General features: G+C 72.2%; 16 protein-coding genes. 5 read left to right on the top strand and 11 right to left on the bottom strand.

What is annotated here, in order from left to right; genetic code table 11:
- Window positions 1–12: 12 nt before the first annotated feature.
- The 7 genes from FHX44_RS32695 to FHX44_RS32665 are packed head-to-tail and all read right to left on the bottom strand — an operon-like array spanning window position 13 to window position 7,475.
- The gene (locus tag FHX44_RS32695) at window positions 13–459 is read right to left on the bottom strand and encodes a thioesterase family protein (protein ID WP_147259308.1); all 447 of its coding nucleotides are present in this window, start codon (window positions 457–459) and stop codon (window positions 13–15) included.
- Complete coding sequence (locus FHX44_RS32690; protein ID WP_147259307.1) at window positions 449–1,405, bottom strand: 3-hydroxyacyl-CoA dehydrogenase NAD-binding domain-containing protein; 957 nt, start codon at window positions 1,403–1,405, stop codon at window positions 449–451. Before FHX44_RS32690 ends, FHX44_RS32695 begins: the two co-directional genes overlap by 11 nt.
- Entirely contained in the window at window positions 1,402–2,289 is an 888-nt protein-coding gene (locus FHX44_RS32685) for a beta-keto acid cleavage family enzyme (RefSeq protein ID WP_147259306.1), read from the bottom strand. Before FHX44_RS32685 ends, FHX44_RS32690 begins: the two co-directional genes overlap by 4 nt.
- A gap of 13 nt (window positions 2,290–2,302) precedes the next feature.
- On the bottom strand, window positions 2,303–4,084 hold the full coding sequence (locus FHX44_RS32680; protein ID WP_147259305.1) for an ABC transporter ATP-binding protein: 1,782 nt from the start codon (window positions 4,082–4,084) through the stop codon (window positions 2,303–2,305).
- On the bottom strand, window positions 4,085–4,909 hold the full coding sequence (locus tag FHX44_RS32675) for an ABC transporter permease (RefSeq protein ID WP_147259304.1): 825 nt from the start codon (window positions 4,907–4,909) through the stop codon (window positions 4,085–4,087). It abuts the gene before it with no gap.
- Entirely contained in the window at window positions 4,906–5,946 is a 1,041-nt protein-coding gene (locus FHX44_RS32670) for an ABC transporter permease (RefSeq protein WP_147259303.1), read from the bottom strand. Before FHX44_RS32670 ends, FHX44_RS32675 begins: the two co-directional genes overlap by 4 nt.
- Entirely contained in the window at window positions 5,943–7,475 is a 1,533-nt protein-coding gene (locus tag FHX44_RS32665) for an ABC transporter substrate-binding protein (RefSeq protein WP_246170712.1), read from the bottom strand. The genes FHX44_RS32670 and FHX44_RS32665 overlap by 4 nt, the downstream gene beginning before the upstream one ends.
- 109 nt (window positions 7,476–7,584) lie before the next feature.
- Here FHX44_RS32665 and FHX44_RS32660 point away from each other — a divergent pair, with 109 nt between their 5' ends.
- The 5 genes from FHX44_RS32660 (at window position 7,585) to FHX44_RS32640 (ending at window position 11,699) form a co-directional block, all read left to right on the top strand.
- A complete protein-coding gene (locus FHX44_RS32660; RefSeq protein WP_147259301.1) occupies window positions 7,585–8,370 on the top strand; it encodes an IclR family transcriptional regulator in 786 nt (261 codons plus the stop codon).
- A gap of 143 nt (window positions 8,371–8,513) precedes the next feature.
- Window positions 8,514–9,437: an ABC transporter substrate-binding protein gene (locus tag FHX44_RS32655; RefSeq protein ID WP_147259300.1), complete on the top strand. Its 924-nt coding sequence runs from the start codon at window positions 8,514–8,516 to the stop codon at window positions 9,435–9,437.
- On the top strand, window positions 9,434–10,201 hold the full coding sequence (locus FHX44_RS32650) for an ABC transporter permease (RefSeq protein ID WP_147259299.1): 768 nt from the start codon (window positions 9,434–9,436) through the stop codon (window positions 10,199–10,201). The genes FHX44_RS32655 and FHX44_RS32650 overlap by 4 nt, the downstream gene beginning before the upstream one ends.
- A complete protein-coding gene (locus FHX44_RS32645) occupies window positions 10,198–10,947 on the top strand; it encodes an ABC transporter permease (protein WP_147259298.1) in 750 nt (249 codons plus the stop codon). The genes FHX44_RS32650 and FHX44_RS32645 overlap by 4 nt, the downstream gene beginning before the upstream one ends.
- Before the next feature lie 2 nt (window positions 10,948–10,949).
- Window positions 10,950–11,699 carry an ABC transporter ATP-binding protein gene (locus tag FHX44_RS32640; RefSeq protein ID WP_147259297.1) on the top strand — a complete coding sequence of 250 codons (750 nt, stop codon included), beginning with the start codon at window positions 10,950–10,952 and terminating at the stop codon, window positions 11,697–11,699.
- Between the two features lie 20 nt (window positions 11,700–11,719).
- Here FHX44_RS32640 and FHX44_RS32635 read toward each other — a convergent pair whose 3' ends face one another.
- The 4 genes from FHX44_RS32635 to FHX44_RS32620 are packed head-to-tail and all read right to left on the bottom strand — an operon-like array spanning window position 11,720 to window position 15,510.
- Window positions 11,720–12,040 carry a hypothetical protein gene (locus FHX44_RS32635; RefSeq protein ID WP_147259296.1) on the bottom strand — a complete coding sequence of 107 codons (321 nt, stop codon included), beginning with the start codon at window positions 12,038–12,040 and terminating at the stop codon, window positions 11,720–11,722.
- A gap of 32 nt (window positions 12,041–12,072) precedes the next feature.
- Window positions 12,073–13,311: a S8 family serine peptidase gene (locus FHX44_RS32630; RefSeq protein ID WP_147259295.1), complete on the bottom strand. Its 1,239-nt coding sequence runs from the start codon at window positions 13,309–13,311 to the stop codon at window positions 12,073–12,075.
- A 51-nt stretch (window positions 13,312–13,362) separates the two neighbouring features.
- Window positions 13,363–14,103, bottom strand: coding sequence for a DUF2182 domain-containing protein (locus FHX44_RS32625; RefSeq protein WP_147259294.1), 741 nt, complete (start codon window positions 14,101–14,103; stop codon window positions 13,363–13,365).
- Window positions 14,104–14,112: 9 nt separating this feature from the next.
- Window positions 14,113–15,510 (bottom strand): tyrosinase family protein, encoded by a 1,398-nt coding sequence (locus FHX44_RS32620; RefSeq protein ID WP_147259293.1) that lies wholly within the window; start codon window positions 15,508–15,510, stop codon window positions 14,113–14,115.
- Window positions 15,511–15,539 lie beyond the last annotated feature (29 nt).

Genomic DNA, 15,539 nt, shown 5'->3' with positions numbered 1-15,539 from the left:
TGCGCAGGCCGCTCACCCCGGCGCGATCCGCCGGGAGGCGTGCTCGGGGACCGGAACCCGCAACGCCTCGAGTCGCCAGCGCAGCTCGTCCGGGAACGGGCTGGACCGCCCGGCCCCGGCGTCGACGTGCACGGTGAGCACCTCCTCGGTGGCGCGCAGCCGACCGTCGGACCACATCTCGTGCCAGAGCCAGAGCAACTTGGCGGTCACCCCGATCACCGAGGTCCGCACCTCCAGCCGCGCCCCCGGCAGCACCTGGTCGAGGTAGCGGACATGCGCCTCGACCGTGTAGAGCGAGGTGCCCGTGACGGGCGGGTCGATGCCGAGCCCGAACATCACGGCGTCGGTGGCGTGCCCGAACACCAGCACGTAGTAGGCCTCGGACAGGTGGCCGTTGTAGTCGATCCACTCCGGCCGGACGTCCTCGCGCCAGGGCTGCAGCGAGGTCTCAGGCGCCATCGGGCACCTTGCCGAGCACCCGCAGCACGTCGACGAGCAGGCGGTCGCGCTCGCGCACGAGGTCGGCGATGGTCCGCCCGGCGGCCTCCTCCTCGGTGCCGGCCACCACGCTGTCGCGCAGCTCCGTCGTGAGCTCGGGCGCTTCGAGGCGCGTCCAGGGCGACAGCAGCGACGGCCCGAAGTGGTCGAGCATGTGCGCCATGCCTCCGGGGCCGCCCGCCAGGTGGAAGGTGAGCATCGGCCCGTGGAAGGCCCAGCGCAGGCCGGGGCCCTCGGTGATCGAGGCGTCGATCTGCTCGGGGGTGGCTTCGCCGTTCGCCACCATGTGCAGGGCTTCCCGCCACAGCGCCTCCTGCAGCCTGTTGGCGATGAAGCCGGGCACCTCCCGGTCCATGACGATCACCGACTTGCCGACGTGCCGGAGGAAGTCGGCGGTCCAGGTGACGACGTCGGCCGCGGTGCGCTTGCCCCCGACGACCTCGACGAGCGGGATCAGGTACGGCGGGTTGAACGGGTGCGCGACGACCAGCCGGTGCCCGCCCACGGCGTCGACCGCCATCTCGGTCATGCCGTAGCCGGAGGTGGACGAGCCGATGACGACGTGCTCGGGCGTGGCCGCGTCGATGTCGGCGAGCAGCCTGCGCTTGAGGTCGAGCTGCTCAGGGGCGCTCTCCTGGACGTAGTCCGCGCCGGCCACGGCCTCGGCCAGCTCACGGGTGACGGTGAGGTCGTCCCCGCTCGCGCCGGGCGCGAGGCCCAGCTCCGTGAGCGCGGGCCAGGCCGCCTCTACGAGCGTGCGCAGCCGTGCCTCGGCGTCGGCAGCGGGATCCCAGGCGCGCACCCGGAACCCGCGGGCCAGGAAGTAGGCCACCCAGCCGCCGCCGATCACCCCGGCCCCGATGCAGGCGACCGTGCGGACCCGCTCCGGAGTGATGCGGTCGGTCATGTGCGGGGCCGCAGGGAGAGGATCTCCCGCGCCTCGTCCGACGTGGCGACCTCGGCGCCCATCGCCTCGATGATCGTGACCGCGTTGGCGACGAGCGCCGCGTTGCTGACCTTGTTGCCGCGCCCGAGGTAGAGGTTGTCCTCCAGCCCCACCCGCACGTGCCCGCCGAGCAGCACCGACTGCGCCACCCACGGCATCTGCATCCGGCCGAGGGCGAACGATGCCCACACCACGCCGGGCGGGATCTGCGCCGCCATGGCCGCCAGCAGGGCCGGCTCGGGTGGGGCGCCGTACGGGATGCCCATGCACAGCTGGTACATGCCGGGCGGGTCGATCAGGCCCTCGTCCAGGAGCTTGTTGGCGAACCAGAGGTGCCCGGTGTCGAAGATCTCCAGCTCCGGCCGCACCCCGATTTCCTGGATCCGCTTGGCCCCGGCCCGCAGCATGTCCGGCGTGCTGACGTAGACCAGGCTGCCCTCGCCGAAGTTCAGGCTGCCGCAGTCGAGCGTGCAGATGTCGGGCAGCAGCTCCTCGACGTGGGCGAGCCGCTCGATCCCGTTGACCAGGTCGGTGCCCTCGGCGAACCCGGACGGGTCCTGCGGGTCCAGGTAGAGGTCACCGCCCATGCCCGCGGTCGTGTTGATCACGACGTCCACGTCGCTCTCCCGCAGCCGCCGCACCACCTCCCGGTAGAGCGCCACGTCGCGCGAGCCGGCGCCGGTGCGCGGGTCCCGCACGTGGACGTGCACGATCGCCGCCCCCGCTCGGGCCGCCTCGATGCCGGACGCGGCGATCTGCTCCGGGGTGACCGGCACGTGCTCGGACCGGCCGACGGTGTCCCCGGCACCGGTCAGCGCACAGGTGATGATGACTTTCCGGTTCAACCCCCGGCTCCCTTCAGCCGACCGCGGGCGAGTTGCTCAGCAGCCGCTTCGTGTACTCCTGCTGCGGCGAGTCGAGGACCTCGACCACGAACCCCGACTCGACGAGCTCGCCCCCGTTGAGCACCTGCACCCGCGCCGCGATCGAACGGACGAGGGCGAGGTTGTGGGTGACGAACAGCATGCTGATCCCGCGGGTCTTCCGGAGGTCCTCCAGCAGCGCCACGATCGAGCCCTGCACCGACACGTCCAGCGCCGAGGTGATCTCGTCGCAGACCAGCAGGTCGGGTTCCGCGGCCAGTGCCCTCGCGATCGCCACCCGCTGCCGCTCGCCGCCCGAGAGCCGGTCGGTGCGGAGGTCGAGCACGGTCGGTCCGAGCGCCACCGCGTCCAGGAGCTCCACCACCCGGTCCCGGGCGGCCTTGCCCTTGGCGATGCCGAACAGCTCCATCGGCCGGGCCACGATCTGGGCGATCGTCAGGCGCGGGTTCAGGGAGAGGTACGGGTTCTGGAAGATGTACTGGATCCGCTTGCGGTCCTCCACGCTGCGCGCCCGGGCGCCCTTGCCGAGGGCTCGCCCGTCGAAGGTCAGGTCGCCGGTCCACTCCTCGTGCAGGCCGCCGACGCACCGGGAGATCGTGGTCTTGCCGCTGCCCGACTCGCCGACCAGCGCCACCACCTCGGCCTTGCCCACGTCGAAGCCGACGCCGCGCACGACCTCCTTGCGGCCGTAGAACACCCGCAGGTCCTCGACCCTGAGGATGATGTCCCGCTTCTTGCTCGGGTCGGTGTCGGCGACGTTGCCCCGGTTGATGTCCCAGGTGCCGATCTCGCCGATGCGCAGGCACTTCGCGGTGTGGTCCGGGCCGACCCGGATGTCCGGCGGGTCGATCTCCCGGCACCGGTCCTGGACGTGTTCGCAGCGGTCGTGGAACCGGCAGCCGGACGGGCGGCGGCCCGGCCCCGGCGTGCTGCCGGGGATGCCGGTGAGCGCGCGGGCCCGGGACAGGTGCGGGATGGCGTCCAGCAGCGCCCGGGTGTACGGGTGCGCCGGCTGGGAGAACAGCGACTCGCTCGGGCCGAGCTCGATGATCCGCCCGGCGTACATGACCGCGACCCGGTCGGCGATGTTCGCCACGACGGCCAGGTCGTGGGTGACGTACAGGGCCGCCACCTGGTAGCTGCGGCACAGCTCGGCCATGGTGCGCAGCACCATGCCCTGGGTGGTGACGTCCAGGCCCGTGGTGGGCTCGTCGAGCACGAGCACCTTGGGCCTGGGCAGGAACGCCATCGCCAGCGCGACCCGCTGCACCTGGCCGCCGGAGAGCTGGTGCGGGTAGCGCGCGAGGAACTCGTCGTCGTCGGGCAGGCCCACCTCACGTAGCCCGGCCCTCGCGCGGGCGAGGCGCTCCTCGGCCGTGCCGACGTTGTACAGCTCCAGCAGCTCGACGATCTGGCGGCCGATCCGGATCGCCGGGTTGAGCGCGGCGCCCGGGTCCTGCGGAACGTAGGCGATCTTCATGCCGCGGTTCTCGCGGACCTGCTCCCAGGGCATGGCCAGGATGTCCTGGCCCTCGAACATCAGGGTGCCGCGCTCGATGACCGCGCCGTGCCGGCAGTAGCCCAGGAGCGCGGTGCCGACGGTGGTCTTGCCGGAGCCGGACTCGCCGACCAATCCGACGACCTCGCCGGGGTGCAGCTCGAGGCTGATCTCGTCGACGACGTCCACGGCGACGGCACGTCCGCTGAGCGCCACCCGGAGGTTGGTGAGGCTGCAGCGCGCTTCGAGGACGTTCATCTACTCACCCCGCCGTGCGAGCTGTGCGATGCCGTCGGCCATCAGGTTGGTGCCGACGGTGAAGATGCCGATCACGATCACGGGCGCCAACACGCCCCATGGCAGCACGAGCAGGGCCAACCGGTTCTCGTTGATCATCTGCCCCCAGTCGGCCGCGCCGGGGTTGGCGGCGAATCCGAGGAAGCCGATGCCGGCGACCATGCCGATCGAGTACGTGAGCCGCAGCCCGGCCTCGGCCAGCAGCGGCGCGTTCATGTTGGGCAGTACCTCGGCCACGATCACCCGCAGCCGCGACTCCCCGAGCGCCTCCGCGGAGTGGACGAAGTCGCGGGACACGATGCCCAGCGCCATCCCGCGGGCCACCCGCGCTACGCGCGGGGCGTGCGAGAAGCCGACCAGCAGCACGATCATCCACGCGGCCGGCTGGTCGACCGCGGTGAGCACGAGCAGCGCGAGGAGGATCTGCGGGAAGGCGAGCGCGACGTCGTTCAGCCGCATGATCGCCTCGTCGAGCCACCCGCCGGAGTACGCGGCCACCACCCCGATGATGATCCCGAGCACCATGCCGAGCACGGTGGCGAGCACGGAGATCACCAGGATCGAGCCGCCGCCGGCCAGCACCCGGCTCCACACGTCCTGGCCGAGGTAGTCGGTGCCCAGCCATGAGCCCTCCATGGTGAAGGGCTTGCCGACGATCTCGTTCTCGCCGTACGGGGCGAGCCACGGCCCGATGATCGCGATCACCGTGATCACCACCGTGATCACCAGGCCGGTGACCAGGCGGCGTTGCCGCCCGATTCGACGCGTTGCGGTTGCGATGCTCATGAGGCGATCGCCGTCCTCGCTCGCGGGGTGAACAGGATGGACAGGACGTCGGCGATCAGGTTGACCCCCACGTACACCGCGGCGATCACCATGGCCAGCACCTGCACCATCGGGAAGTCGGAGTTGCGCACGGAGTCGACGAGGCTCGCCCCGATCCCGGGGTAGGAGAACAGGTACTCGACGATCACGATGCCGCCTGCGAGCCACGCCAACTGCAGCGCGATCACCTGGATGCCCGGGACGATCGCGTTGAGCAGCGCGTGCTTGCGCATCACGATGCGTTCCGGCACGCCCTTGAGCCGGGCCAGCTCGACGTAGTCGGAGTCGAGCACCTCCAGGAGGCTCGAACGGACGATCCGGGCCACGTACGGCGCCACGGCGATCACCAGCGTGAGCACCGGGAGGACCATCGAGGCCGGGGCGAACCAGGGCGGGGCGCCCCCGCCGGCGATGGTGACTGCGGGCAGCAGGTGCAGCACCGTCGTGGAGAACAGAGCCACCAGCAGGATGCCGACCACGAACTCGGGCAGCCCGGCGAGGGTGATCATGACGATCTGGATCACGCCGTCGGTGCGCTTCCCCCGGTGGTTGGCCGAGATCATCGCGACGCCGAACGCGACGGGGATCATGACGATCGCCGACACGAGCACCAGCACGGCGGAGTTGACGATCCGGTCGCCGACCAGCTCGCCGACCGGCAGCCCGTTGGCGACGGAGTTGCCGAGGTCGCCGGTGAGCAGGCCGCCCAACCACTCGAAGTACCGGACGATCACGGGCCGGTCGAGGTGGAGCTCGGCCTGCAGCGCGGCCACGCGCTCCGGGCTGCTGGCGTAGTCCTTGCCGAGGATCGCGCGTACCGGGTCGCCGAGCGCGGCGGTGGCGAAGAAGACCAGCACCGAGCACAGCCAGAGCGTCAGGACGGCGAGGCCGATCCGGCGGGCGAACCACATCAGCCAGGGCCAACCGGCCGGCGCCGGGCGCGCCGGCGCGCTCGCCGTGGTCTCGGTTGCGGGACTCGGCGTCACGAGGTCGGTCATGGCTGCCTCACGAAGGACGCTCGGGAGAACCTGAAGTTCGAACACGGCAGGTACCGGTGCGGTTCGAGGCCCTGCACCAGGTTGGAGTAGGCGTCGAGCTGGCGTTTGAAGCCCCAGATGATGTAGCCGCCGGTGTCGTACTCGATCTCCTGCGCGTCGTGCAGGAGCTGCCTGCGCCGCGCCGGGTCCGGCTCGCGCTTGGCCTGCTCGATCAGCGCGGTGAACGTCGGGTCCTCGAAGTGGGTCTCGTTGTAGGTGGCGCCCTTGACCGACGACGTGGCCACCTGCGGGATGTAGTTGCGGGTGTTCCAGAAGTCCTGCGCGAAGTTCCAGGACAGGTAGCGGTCGCCGTAGAAGACGTTGGCGTCGGCCTTGTTCAGCCGGACCGTGACGCCCGCCTTGCGGGCCTGCTCGACGAACAGGTTGGCCGACTCGACCGCACCTGCCCCGACGGCCGTGGAGGTGACCAGCTCGACGTCGAGGTTCTCCTGCCCGGCCTGGCGCAGCAGCGACCTGGCCTGGTCGATGTCCTGCATGCGCTGCGGCAGGTGGCTCGCGTACGCCGGGTCGAACGGGGCGTACAGGTCGTTGCCGAGGATGCCGAAGCCGCCCAGCGCCTGGTCGATCATCTGCTGCCGGTCGACGATGAGTCGCAGCGCCTGCCGCACCCGGACGTCGGAGAACGGAGCGACGTCGACCCGCATCGTGAACGGCACCCAGGCACCGGTCTCGGACACCAGCGGTGACGCTCCCTGCTGCTCGATCGTGCCCGCGAGGTAGCTGGGCAGGTTGTCGATGCTCTGCACCTGGCCCGCGAGCAGGGCGTTGACCTTGGCCGCGTCGTCGGCGAAGTCGTAGATGAACAGCTCGTCGACCCATGCCGGGCCGTCCCAGTAGTTCTCGTGCCGCACGAACCGGGACAGCTGCCCGGGCACGAAGTGCTCGTAGGCGAACGGCCCGGTGCCGACCGGGTGCGAGATGTCGAAGTCGGTGGGGATGATCCCGACGGTGTACTCGGCGAGCAGCTGGTCGAGCACCGCGTACGGGGAGTTCAGCCGGAGCACGATCGTGCGGGGGTCGACGACCGTGGAGTTGTTCAGCTCCAGGATGGTGGCGAGCTCCGTGCCGCCCGACCCGGTGTTGTTCGGGTCGGTGACCGTCGCGAGGCTGTGCATGACGTCCTCGGCGGTGACGGTCTTGCCGTGGTGGAACTCCACGCCGTCGCGGATCCGCACCGTCCACTGCGTGTTGTCGGCGTTCGGGGTGACCGACTCGGCGACCGACGGCTCGATCTCGTAGTTCGCGTCCCACCGCAGGAGCGGCTCGTAGAGCTGCAGGCAGCGGCTGATGTCCGGGTTGGTGACCGGGAAGTACGGCTCGAGCGTGTCCTTCAGCCCACCGCCGGTGGCGCCGTGGCTGTACACCCCGCCACGGACGGGTGGCGTGCCCGGATCCGGTCGGCGCGGCACCGCGCTGCAACCGGGCATGCCGGCGAGTGCGGCGCCGGTGACCAGGCCGAACTTCAACACATCTCGACGGGACGGCGCTGTCTGTCGCATGATGCGAACCCCCTCGGAGTAATGTGAACGTAGTCACACCCGGGTCGACCGTCAATGCAGGTGATGAGGATGTTGCGTCGTGGCAACACGTGAGCCCGCGGCGTCCGTCCGGATCCAGTCGGTCGACCGCGCTGTGGATCTTCTCCTGGCCGTGGCCTGCGCGCAGCCCGAAGCGGCCACCGCCCCCGCGCTGGCGCGGGCGTGCGGGCTCAACCGCGCCACGGCGTGGCGGCTGCTCAAGACCCTGCAGGTACGCGGGCTGGTGACGGTGGACGAGTCGACCGGCCGCTACTCGATCGGGCTCACCACGATGGAGCTCGGCAACGCGGCCGGCCCGGACGCGTTGATCGCCGCGGCCCACCCGATCCTCGAGCGGATGTGCGAGCAGACCGGCGAGACCGCGTCGCTGGCCGTGCCCGGCATGGGCGGGCTGACCTATCTCGACGAGGTGACGCCGACGGCGGTGCTCACCGCGAGCTGGCTCGGCCGCTCCGTGCCACTGCACGCCACCTCCACGGGCAAGGCGCTGCTCGCGTTCCTGCCCGGGACGCAGGTGCGCCGGGTGCTCGCCGGTCCGCTGACCCGGTTCACCGACACCACGATCACCGACCCGGAGGCGCTCACCGCCGAGCTCGCCGCCACCCGCGCTCGCGGCTACGGCGTGTGCGCGGGCGAGCTGGAGTCGTCGCTGTACGGGGTGTCGGCGCCGGTGCTCGACCGCAACAGCCGCCCCCTCGCGGTGCTGTCCGTCTGGGGCCCGCGCGACCGGGTCACACCCGAGCGGTTCGCCGAGCTGGGCGAGGTGGCCATCCGTGCCGCCGCGGGGATCAGGGCGGCCCGGCGGGACGCCTCGGTCATCGCGTGAGGACCGGTGTCCGCTGAGTGGCCGGTCGATGACCTCGACCTGAGCGGGGTGCTGCCCGAGGTTCGGCTCGGCATGCGAGCACACCCGGGGGGACGGAATTGGACGGCGTCACGACACTCGACCGGAGACGGTTCCTCACGGCGATGGGGCTGCTGTCGACAGTTCCCGTCCTCGGGGCCTGCGGCGGCGGCGACAGCGGCGCCGCGGCCGGGCCGACCGAGGTCCGCGTCGGTGTGCTCCCGATCGTCGGGGCGGCGCCGCTGACGCTGGCCGCCGAGCAGGGCCTGTTCGCGGCGGGCGGGCTCGCGGTGCGGCCGGAGCGGGTGCAGAGCGGCGCGGTCGCGCTCCCCGCACTCGTGGCCGGCGACCTCGACGTGCTGTTCGGCAACCACGTCTCGACGATCGCGGCCCGGTCGAAGAACCTCGACGTCGTGATCATCGCCGAGGCCAGCAGGGCCCGGCCGGACAACTTCTCGGTGGTGACCCTGCCCGGCTCGGCCATCCAGCGGCCCACGGACCTCGCGGGTCGCACGATCGGCGTGAACGCGCTCAACAACGTCGGCGGGTTGACCGTCAGCGCGGTGGCCGCCGCCGAGGGCGTGCCGGCGGACCGGCTGACCTTCGTCGAGATCCCGTTCCCCGACATGGCGAACGCCCTCGCGGGCGGCCGGGTGGAGGCCGCGTTCCTCCCCGAGCCCTTCCTCTCGGAGGCGCGGCGCACGCTCGCCGTCCGGACGGTCCTGGACCCGTGCTCGGGCCCGACGGCCGGCCTCCCCATCGACGGCTACGTGGTCACGAGCAGGTTCGCGGAGGAGAACCCCGACACGGTTCAGGCGTTCCGGGACGCGCTGGTGGAGGCCCAACGACGGTGCGCCGACCGCGCGGTGCTCGAACCGTTGCTCGTGTCCTCGGCCGGGATCAAGCCGGAGACGGCAACCCGGATCAGCGCGAGCGCCTACCCGACCACCACGGACGCCGCGCAGATCCAGCGCGTCGCGGACCTGATGCTCCGGTTCGGCGCGCTCCCCCGGCCGGTCGACGTGAACGAGCTGGTCCTCGCGGCGTGACCCCGATCGCGGTCCGCGGCCTGGTCGGTGTGGTCGCGTTCCTGCTGGCGTGGGAGGCGTTCGGCCGCTCCGGCGCCGTGCGCGCCGAGCTGTTCCCGCCTGCGTCGACGGTGCTCACAGCACTGGCGGGCCTGCTCACCGACCCCGGTTTCCTCGCCGACGTCCTGGTCACGCTCGGCTCGTGGGCGGCGGCGGTGGCGCTGGCGGTGCTGCTCGCGGTGCCGTCCGGGCTCGTGCTCGGGAGCTTCGCCCCGGTTCGCACGGCCACGCGGTCGCTGGTCGAGTTCCTCCGGCCGGTGCCGTCGGTGGCGCTCATCCCCCTGGTGGTCGTCGTGCTCGGACGCGGCCCGGACACCACCGTCACCCTCGCCGCGTACGCGGCGGTGTGGCCGCTGCTGCTCACGACGAGCTACGCCATGGGCGAGATCGACCCGGTGCAGACCGACACCGCCCGCGCCTTCGGGCTCTCGACCCACCGGCGGCTGTTCACGGTGGCGCTGCCGCACGCCGCGCCGTTCGTCATGACCGCGCTGCGGGTCTCGGCGGCCGTCGCGCTCATCCTCGTCGTCAGCAGCGAGCTGCTCGGCGCCGGGACCGGCGGCATCGGCCAGTTCGTCTTCGTCGTCGGCAGTGGCGGCGGCCGGATGGACCTCGTCCTGGCCGGCACGCTCACCGTCGGGCTGGTCGGCTGCGCCGTCAACGCGGGGCTCGAGCTGGTGCACCGGCGCTTCTTCGGCTGGGACGCCGGGGAGGCGGAGCGGTGAGGGCCCTGCTCCACCGCTGGGCGGTCCTCGTGGTGGCGGTCGCGCTGTGGGAGCCCGCCGCCCGGGCAGGCGACAGTCCGTTCTTCCCGCCTCCGTCGGCGATCGCCGTGGCCCTGTGGGAGAAGCTGTGGCACTCCGACCTCGCCGTCGCCCACATCCTCCCCGGCGTCGGACGGATGCTCGCGGGCTGGGCGATCGCCGCGGTGTTCGGCGTGGTCGCCGGCCTCGCACTGGGACGCTCCGGCGTCGTCCTGCAGTACCTGAGCCCGCTCTTCGCGTTCGTGCGAGCGGTCCCGCCGCCGTTGCTCGTGCCGCTGTTCCTCGTGCTGTTCGACCTCGGAACCCCCATGCAGCTCGCCACGATCGTCGTCGGCGTGATCTGGCCGGTGCTGCTCAGCAGCATCGACGGCGCGACGTCGGTGCACCCCGTCCAGGTGGAGACGGCGCGGGTGCTCCGGCTGCGCCCCACCGAGTGGTGGCTCCGGGTCGTCCTGCCGGCTGCGGCGCCCAAGGTGATGGCCGGGCTGCGGGTGAGCCTGTCGCTCGCGCTGATCCTCATGGTGATCTCGGAGCTCGTCGGGGCGACCAACGGGCTGGGCTTCCAGCTGGCGCTCGCGCAGCGCCGGTTCGACTTCCTGACGATGTGGACCGTCGTCGTGCTGCTCGGCGTGCTCGGCTACGCGTTCAACTCGGGCCTCGTGGCCGTCGAGTCCCGGGTGCTGCACTGGCAGCAGAGAGGGTCGTGAGGATGTCCGTCGCGCTCGACGTGTCGGGTCTCGGCCACCGCTACGGGTCGGGCCCGGCCCTCCACGACGTCTCGCTCGACGCCGGGCCCGGCGAACTGGTGTGCATCGTCGGGCCGTCGGGCTGCGGGAAGTCGACGCTGCTGCGCGCCGTGGCCGGCCTGCTCACCCCCACCTCCGGCGAGGTGCGCCTCGACGGTGAGCCGGTGCGGGGTGTCGTCCCCCGGCTGGCGATGGTGTTCCAGGACTACAGCCGCTCGCTCTACCCGTGGCTGTCGGTGCGCGGCAACGTCGAGCTGCCACTGCGCGGGCGGATCGATCGCGCCGAGCGGCGGGGCCGGGCGGAGGAGGCGCTGAAGCAGGTCGGGCTCGACGGGCAGGGCGGGCGCCATCCCCGGCAGCTCTCCGGCGGCATGCAGCAGCGGGTGGCGATCGCGCGCGCCCTCGCCCACCGGCCCGCGCTGATGCTCCTGGACGAGCCGTTCGCCTCCGTGGACGCGCAGACCCGGGCCGACCTGGAGGATCTGCTCCTGCGCGTCCGGACCGAGTACGGGATGACCGCCCTGCTCGTCACCCACGACATCGACGAGGCCGTCTACCTGGCGGACCGGGTGGTCGTGCTCTCGCCCGCACCGGCGACGGTGGCCGCCGTGCTGGAGGTGGATCTGCCCGCCGACCGCGACCAGATCGGCACCCGCGCGGCGTCCGAGTTCGTCCGCCTCCGGACGGAGGTGGCGCGCCTGCTGCGGCGCTGACCGTAGCACCCGCGCCGTCGTCAGTCGGCCTCGGATCCGCTCGTCGTCTCGTTGGCGACGGCCGAGGTCACCTCGGGTTGCTCGATGAGCTCCCGGACGAACGTCTCGGACCCGCTCACGTAGGCGACTGCCATCCGGCCCAGCACGTGCACGTCGTCGGGCCGTTCACCGGTCGCGGCCGAGGCGCGCTCCACGGCCGCGTGGATCTGCGCCTCGCTCTCGGCCGGTTCCGTCGGCCGGCCTGCGGTGCGGTGGACCTGCACCACGACCCGGACCGGCTCGCCCGCCTTCCCCGCCGCATCGAGCTGACGCTGAAGCTCGGGGTCGATACGTGCTCGCACCGGCCGGCCTCCTCACCCTCGCCAGCGCGAATCTACCCCCGGGCGGCGCCGATCCGCTGCCGACGCAGCGCGTCGAGGGCCCGCACGCCGTGCACGGCCCCGCGGTTGACCCGCTCCTGCTCCATGTCGCCGCGCTGCGCGGACCGGAAGATCGCGCGTTCCACCTGGGCAGGCGTGGCCGCCGGCTCGGCCTCGAACAGCAGCGCCGCCAGGCCGGCGACGTGCGGGGTGGCCATCGAGGTCCCGGACAACGACTGCCAGCCCCCGCGCGGTCCGGCCGAGATCACGTCGACCCCGGGCCCGACGATGTCGGGGACGAGCGGCTGGGTGCGCCGGTTCAGCCGCTGGCTGGAGGAGAAGTCGGCCACCGCGAAGGCCTTGTCGTGCGCGCCGACGGAGAGCGACTGCGGATAGTTCCCCGGCGAACGGCTGGTCCCCGGCCCCTCGTTGCCGACCGCGATGACCGGCAGCACCCGGTTGTCCAGCAGCGCGTCGAGCACGCCGAGGAAATCGTTGACGACACCGCGGATGCCCAGCGACATCGACAGGATGCGCACCTCGTTCCCGACCGCCCAGTCCATACCACCGAGGATTCGCGCGATCACGTCACCGCCCTCGATCACCAGGGCGGAGAGCACCTCGCAGCCGGGTGCCACCCCGACGTGCCGGTTGTCGACCGGACGCCCGGCGACGGTCGCCGCCGTGTGGGTGCCGTGGTGGCTCCGCGGGTCGGAGTCCCGCGGTTCCGCGCCGGCGATCTCCCGGCCGTCCATCCCGAACTCGGCGAACATCGTCACCGCCTTCTCGAGCGCCGGGTGCGAGGCGTCCACCCCGGTGTCCAGGTGCGCGACCTTCACGCCGGATCCGGTCAGGCCGAGCCCCCACAGCTGCGGGACGCCCATCGCGGTCAGGCCCCAGGTGTGATCGACCTCCAGGGCCGTCGCAACCGGTGCGTCGACCGGGCGGATCGGGCTGAGCTGCGGGGCGAGGTTGACCCTCGTCACGGCCGGATCGGCCTTGAGAGCCGAGTAGCCGCCGCGATCGACCGTGCCGTAGACGATGCCGAGGTTCGGGTAGACGCGAGCCGGTTCCGGTTGCGGGTCGTCCTCACCGGCTTCCCGCGCCGCGGCGAGTGACGCCGACGCGAACTGCGAGGCCGGCTCGACCTGGAAGTGCCGCCGAACTCGTTCCGGGCGGGCCTGCTCGCGGTCGACCACGGCGATCACCGCCGCGAAACCCAGCGCACTCAAGTTCTGTCCGATCGTGCTCATCGCGTCCTCCTGGTGTGTCCGTCCTCGGTGGTTCGATCAGTGCCAGTTCGATCAGTGCCCGGCCGCCGGAGTGAGATCGAGGGCGAGGGGCAGGCTCAGGTAGCCGGCAGCGATGGCGCCCCACCGCCTGCCTTCGAAGATCCGCTCGGCCAGCGAGAGCCCGGTCAGGGCCACCATGAGCGCGATGCCGGCGGGCAGCACCAGCATCGCGAGCATCGGCAGCGCACAGAGCCGGGCGCAGCGCGCGGCGTCCAGCGCCCCGCCGCGGATCGCGTCCGGCAGCGCGGCGCGCAGACGGATCCGGGCAGGCCGCGCGCAGCCGGCCAGCCAGCGCCGACGTTCGGGATCGGCCTGGGCGAGCGCGGCGGCCACCAGCAGCAGGCAGCCCGCGGACTCGGCCGGGATCGCCCACGTCAGCGCGGTGCCCGCCAGGGCGAGGCCGGCCGCGATGGCCAACCAGGCGGCCAGGAACGCCCCGGTGTAGCAGGCGGCGACCCGTCGAGCCAGCCGCCACAGGCTCGTGAACACCGCCGTTCGCACGCCGGGCACCGCGAACGGGGCCGTCATCGCGATCACCATGACCGCGGTCATGGCCGCCGCGCCTCCGGGGCCGTCCCCCTGCCGGGAGTGCAGACCGGCGCCACCCGCACCCACCACGACCAGCCAGGCCGGCCCGGCCACCCCGAGCGGAACGAGCTCGGGCCGGCGGGCCAGCACGCTGCGCCGGCGGGCCCGCCGCGGTCCTGCCGCGGTGCCGACCGCCGCCGTGACCGCAGCCATCAGCGGGGCCATGACCGGGCGCTAGCCCTGGTAGATGCCGAAGGTGCCGACGCGGATCGGTGGCGGCGCCGCCAACGCGTCCGCCGGCTCGGGCTCCTCACCCAGCGGCTGCAGCGACACCCGTACCCGATCCGGCGCCCAGGTCCCTGCGGCGCGCAGCCGGTCGACCAGCGCGGTGACGTCGAAGCTGTAGCGCATGGCGTGCGCCGTCTCGTCGGAGGCGGCCGCCCCCTGCGGGGTGGTCAGCTCGACACCGAAGAAGGCCACGACCCCGGCCAGGTGATCCTCCCTGGCGACCTCGGTGGCGTCGGCGGGCAGGTTCAGGTAGACCCCGTAGACGATGCCGGGGTTGGTCTCGCCCTCGATGTCGGCGAGGTCGAGGTATATCCGCTCGGTCGGGGCGCCTGCGGCCGTCCGTTCGGTCAGACCCTCGATCTCGATCTCGACCTCACCGCCGCGGCGGTCGAGCTCCAGCGGTTCTGCATTGGCTCCGACCAGCACCGGCCGGTCCCGATCAGGCATCCTGGGCGCCCCTTCCCGCGCCACGACAACCAGCTGCGTGTCGTAGGTGTAGCCGAGCTGGGCCACCGGGTCGAGCACGTCGTCGACCTGCATCGACACCGCGAACCCCTGCGCGTCGCGCAGTGAGAAGGGCCGGTTGCGCCACGACGCGGCCGTCGGGTTGGTGTGCCCGGCCTCGCTCAGCCAGACCTCCCACAACCGGTCGACGTTGCAGTGGTGCAGCCAGAAGATGGGGTCGAGGGCAGCGGTGTTCGTGCTCGTCATGAGCCCGCCGCCACCACCGACCCAGACGTGCACCGGACCGTGCGGCTGCGCCTCCACCTGGCCGAACGCCGGTCCCTGGTGGGCGAAACCGGTGCGCGGGCCACCGAACCCGGTGGAACCGCCGATGCCGGGGCGGGTGAACAGGTCCTCGGCCATGGCCGCGCTCACGTCGGTGATGCCGGGCGGCAACGGATTCCCCTTGTTCACCTGAGCCCGCCGGGCCCCCACGAACAGCGGGTTGGTCGACCCGTCGGGTGCCGTCGGTGTACGGAACGCAGGCGGCAACGCGTGGCCCGGCGCTCCGCTGCTGTAGTCCCAGTACGGCAGGGCCCACTCGTCGGGATCGATGTCGGACGGCAGGAACGAGCGCACGATCTGTTCGAAGCGGTACAGGTACATGCGGTGCCAGGGCAGGAAGTACCAGGACGCGTGCTGGCACTGGTTCCATGGCGCGCCCCCTGGCGTCACCGCGTTCGAGATGCCGTGGATCGCCGCCTGGTACCGCCAGCTGCGCGGGTCCGTCAGCGGGCGTTGTTGCATCGCGCGGATCGCGTGCGCGTAACCGCGAAGCACCGGGTGCCAAGGATCCGCTTCCGTGCCCAGTGCCCAGACGTTGCGACGAACGGCGGTCATGGTTCCTCCTCAGCCGGATCGGCGATCCG

The sequence above is a fragment of the Pseudonocardia hierapolitana genome (genome assembly GCF_007994075.1).
GTDB lineage: Bacteria > Actinomycetota > Actinomycetes > Mycobacteriales > Pseudonocardiaceae > Pseudonocardia > Pseudonocardia hierapolitana.
Note: the sequence above shows the minus strand (reverse complement) of the source record. Positions and strands in the feature narration are given on the sequence as shown.